Source organism: Pantoea sp. MHSD4 (genome assembly GCF_021043305.1).
In the GTDB taxonomy this organism is placed as follows: domain Bacteria; phylum Pseudomonadota; class Gammaproteobacteria; order Enterobacterales; family Enterobacteriaceae; genus Pantoea; species Pantoea eucalypti.
The window spans coordinates 1-3,001 of the sequence record NZ_JAJNDH010000025.1 but is presented as its reverse complement, the minus strand read 5'-3'; the positions used below and the strand labels follow the sequence as shown (position 1 = coordinate 3,001).

Sequence of the window (3,001 nt, the reverse complement as noted above, 5' to 3'; positions counted from 1 at the left end):
GTCCGCTTCTCGCTCATAGCGGACCTTGCAGCACGTATGTCCGCTTTGTGCCAACGTTACGTAAGGAAGGAATTAAGCCATCCCGTAGGATGGCTTATGGAATACTGTTACTGAGATGACAGGCCTAAGAAATGCGCCTGGCAGCACGCCGTTTACAGACATATAAAAAGCACTTAACAGAAATTTTAACCAGCGTTTGTGCGGAACACGCTAACCGCGTCCCTCAGATTAGCGGCTCGACTTGCAAGTTCATCAGCAGACGATGCTGACTCTTCAACGAGCACGGCATTCTGCTGTGTGACCTGATCCATCTGAGTAACGGCAATATTTATCTGCGATACGCCTGCACTCTGCTCTTCTGAAGAAGATGAAATCTCTCTCACCAGCTGTGCTGTCTGTTCAATCGCATCCATACTCTCCTTCACTTTTTCACCTGCATCCCGGGCCATCGAAATGCCCTGCTCAGCATTCTCCACAGACTGTTCGATCAGTCCTTTAATTTCTTTCGCCGCGCCAGCCGAGCGCTGTGCCAGCGATCTGACTTCCGCCGCAACAACCGCAAAGCCCTTACCGTGCTCACCGGCCCGGGCAGCTTCAACAGCCGCGTTTAACGCGAGAATATTCGTCTGAAACGCAATCCCATCAATGACAGAAATGATTTCCTTAATCTGCCCTGCACTGCTGCTGATTTTCTCCATGGAACCCAGCACTGATTCCATTGCCTGACCGCCACGCAATGCCGCGCTGGTAGCCGAGCTGGCCATTTCTGCAGCATGGCGGGTGTTTTCAGCATTGTTGCCGATGATCGAAGAGAGTTGTTCCATACTGGCGGCTGTTTCAGCCAGCGATGCAGCCTGTTCTTCCGTCCTCGCAGAAAGATCGCCGTTACCGCGGGCAATCTCCTCAGATGAGGTGGCAATGGTGACAGCATTACTTTTAATGTTTTCTACCGTCACCGTCAGGCGCTGACTCATCTGCAGTAATGCCTTAAGCAGACCGGCTGTTTCATTGCGTCCTGTCACGGAAAAAGATGCGGTCAGATCGCCTTCTGCCACTTCAAGCGCAAGCTTGGACGCGGCACCGATAGGTCGTGTTACAGAACGGATAATAATCAATGCGAAAACGACAGAAAGCAGGACCATAAAGAGAAGAACGCTCAGCAAACCATACTGTGCATGCCGGTGGTCCGTAATCTGCTGGTTCAGCATGTCATTCAGTTCATTACCGCCCGCAATCGCGTAGGTGCTGAATCTGTTAATCGCGCTGGTAAAAAGTGCGGCATAGTCCTGAGGACTCTGATTCGTCATACTGCGGCTAATAAATAACTCACCTGCAGTTTTCAGGGCATTTTGGGCTTCCTGTACGGCCCCGTCGGCATCGGCACTGAATTTCTGCTTCAGCCCTGTATCAGACGAAAAAAGCTTCTCTGAGTCCTGAGCAAACATATCCAGATTATAGGCACCCGTGCTGATTAATGATTCCATACGGACAGAGTCAGCCTCACTAACGGCTTCTTTCCTTGCAAGCAGTGAAGTCCCGAACGCACGAATTTTACCCAGACTTTCGGTAAGCTCAGGCAATGATGAGAAATTGCTGGTAATCAGGCGGTACGTACTGATATCTGAATCAAGCGACAGACCGTAAAAATCCAGCACGTCGCGGTTTGTGTTAAGAAGTTTGCGGATGAGTTGCGCATGTGCGTCAAGGCTGGCCGTTTGATCCAGTTTCGAAGCATCAATGTCCTGCTGCAGCGCGTCCCACTGTGCACGCACCCCATTAATTTTATCGATTAAACCCGCACTGCCTTCTGTCTGCGCCATCTCTTTCTTGATGACATCGGTGATAGTAACAATGTCATCTCTAACACTTAGACGCGATGAGGTGGCAGGATTTTTTTGCGCAATAGCGAGGGCTGTTTCAGCGCGATGGCGCTGTATCAGATTCAACAGGGCAAGGATTTTGTTTTCAGCAGGCACTCCTGTTACTTCTTTCTGCTTGTCCTGAATATATTTATTACCTTCTGACACAAAAAGCACGGTAGGAACTGAAAAAAGAACAAGGCAAAACAAGCCCAGAATTGCAAACTTAGCGGTAAGATTAATATTGTTAAGAATATTACTCATTTTTACATCCTGCTGAATTAATTATTATAAGAACAAAAATAATGCAGATTGAAAGCATCTTAATCATCATTATCGGTTAACTGTTCATTAACTTTATAGCAGGCGTAAGAAAGGGAATGTTTAGGTTGAATTGCAACAAGGTCTAACCTGTCACCCAGTAATTAGCCCATGCTGATGTTACTAATTACCTCATAAGAGGTAGGAAAGATTGTTAATATCAATTTCTCTCTTAACGAGTTTTATACATGATTCATGTCCGCTTTGTGCCAAAAGCGGAAGTTGATCATGCGGCTTAAACGCAAACCATAAACGACAAACCTCTTGTGATTGCACCTAATGGCTGTATATTTAAACAGCACTTTAATCTATAAGGACATTTTAAATGAATGATATTTTTGAAGGGATAAATTTAGAGATCTGCGCAAATCCTAACGCCGAGCAATTAATCCCGATTGAAGAAGGTCTTAACAATTTCAATGATTTAATGACGGGAATGAGTGATCGCCTGCCATTATCTGTATTATTAAAATCAAAGACTAGCGGTGAAGTTCTAGGGGGAATGCAGGGGCGTTCTTCGTTGGGTCTACTTTTTATAGATCTCTTCTATCTACCACCGGAGTTTCGGAGTAAGGGGATTGGTACAGAAATCCTCTCACACTTCGAGAAGGAAGGAAGAAGAAGAGGCTGTACTGCAGCATTCTTATACACAATTAGCTTTCAGGCCCCTGAGTTCTACAAAAAGCACGGTTGGGAAGAATTTGGACGTATAGACTGCAAACCCGAAGGAACAAGCCGTATTTTTATGAAAAAGGCTTTATAAAAGGTCTGCTTTTCGCTCATAGCGGACATTGATCTCTGCATCAGTCCGCTTTGTGCCA

2 protein-coding genes are annotated in these 3,001 nt (G+C 46.3%); one reads left to right on the top strand and one right to left on the bottom strand.

The genetic code is table 11. From position 1 onward, the window contains the following. Positions 1 to 185: 185 nt before the first annotated feature. Positions 186 to 2,123: a methyl-accepting chemotaxis protein gene (locus tag LQK91_RS21880; RefSeq protein WP_008924516.1), complete on the bottom strand. Its 1,938-nt coding sequence runs from the start codon at positions 2,121 to 2,123 to the stop codon at positions 186 to 188. A 382-nt stretch (positions 2,124 to 2,505) separates the two neighbouring features. Between LQK91_RS21880 and LQK91_RS21875 the strand changes: the two genes are divergently transcribed. Further along, positions 2,506 to 2,943, top strand: a complete 438-nt coding sequence (locus LQK91_RS21875; RefSeq protein ID WP_008924517.1) for a GNAT family N-acetyltransferase — start codon at positions 2,506 to 2,508, stop codon at positions 2,941 to 2,943. Positions 2,944 to 3,001: the final 58 nt, after the last annotated feature.

What these genes read in the sequence shown, in the direction of transcription:
- LQK91_RS21880 (WP_008924516.1), bottom strand. Translation starts at nt 2,123, where the DNA reads ATGAGTAATATTCTTAACAATATTAATCTTACCGCTAAGTTTGCAATT.
- LQK91_RS21875 (WP_008924517.1), top strand. Translation starts at nt 2,506, where the DNA reads ATGAATGATATTTTTGAAGGGATAAATTTAGAGATCTGCGCAAATCCT.